General features: G+C 62.4%; 1 protein-coding gene and 1 pseudogene. Both read left to right on the top strand.

The genetic code is table 11. From position 1 onward, the window contains the following. On the top strand, positions 1-182 hold a 182-nt coding region (locus GSM73_RS27445; protein ID WP_256676940.1), incomplete at its 5' end, for a hypothetical protein. Between the two features lie 210 nt (positions 183-392). Beyond that, positions 393-834 (top strand): annotated as a pseudogene (locus tag GSM73_RS27440) (alpha/beta fold hydrolase); the annotation flags it as partial.

Here is an 834-nt window from a genome sequence, read left to right as displayed (position 1 = left end):
CACGGGTGCCGGACACGGCCGAGATGGTGGCGTTGATGAGCAAGGCGGTGAAGCGGATTGCGGCGGACCGGCTGTGGGTCAACCCCGATTGCGGCCTGAAGACCCGGGCGTGGCCGGAGACAGAAGCGGCGCTGGTGAACATGGTGGCGGCGGCGCGGCAGTTGCGCAGTCAGTTGGCCTGAAGCCCGAATACTCTTACAGGCATGCACCTGACCTGTGGCGAGGGGATAAATCCCCTCGCCACAGGGGGAGTGCTCTGCTTTGCTTCATTTGACCGGGTGGAGCGACCACTTGGCAATCTTCATCAAACTGTCACGCAACTGTGGCAGCGCGCTTGAACAAACTTCATCAGACTCGCGCTCTACTGGGGTTCTGCGTTTTGGTGTTTCTTCATGCGTGTATTTATCTTTCTGGCCGCGTTGTTGTTCGGCCTGCCGTCGATTGCGGCTTCTCGATGTGATGTCAACGTTGCGACCCAACGGGTCGATCTGGATCAGGTCAGCCTGGCGTACCAGAGCATCGGCCGTGCCTCCGACCCGGCGTTGTTGCTGGTGATGGGCTTGGGCGGGCAGTTGATACATTGGCCGGACGAGGTGGTGGCGGCCCTGTGCGAGCAGGGCTTTCGGGTGATTCGCTACGACAACCGCGACGTGGGCTTGTCCGCCTGGCGTCAGGCGCCCGGCAGCGCCAACCTGGCCTTTGAAGCCTTGCGCTACAAGCTGGGCCTGCCCGTGGCCGCGCCCTACACCTTGACCGACATGGCCGACGACGGCTTGGGGTTGATGGACGCGTTGCAAGTGCAAAGCTTTCACGTGCTGGGGGTGAGCATGGGCG

The organism is Pseudomonas sp. PICF6 (assembly GCF_009831705.1).
In the GTDB taxonomy this organism is placed as follows: Bacteria; Pseudomonadota; Gammaproteobacteria; order Pseudomonadales; family Pseudomonadaceae; genus Aquipseudomonas; species Aquipseudomonas rhizophila.
The sequence above is the reverse complement of the archived record's forward strand: the minus strand, read 5'-3'. Positions and strand labels throughout refer to the sequence as shown.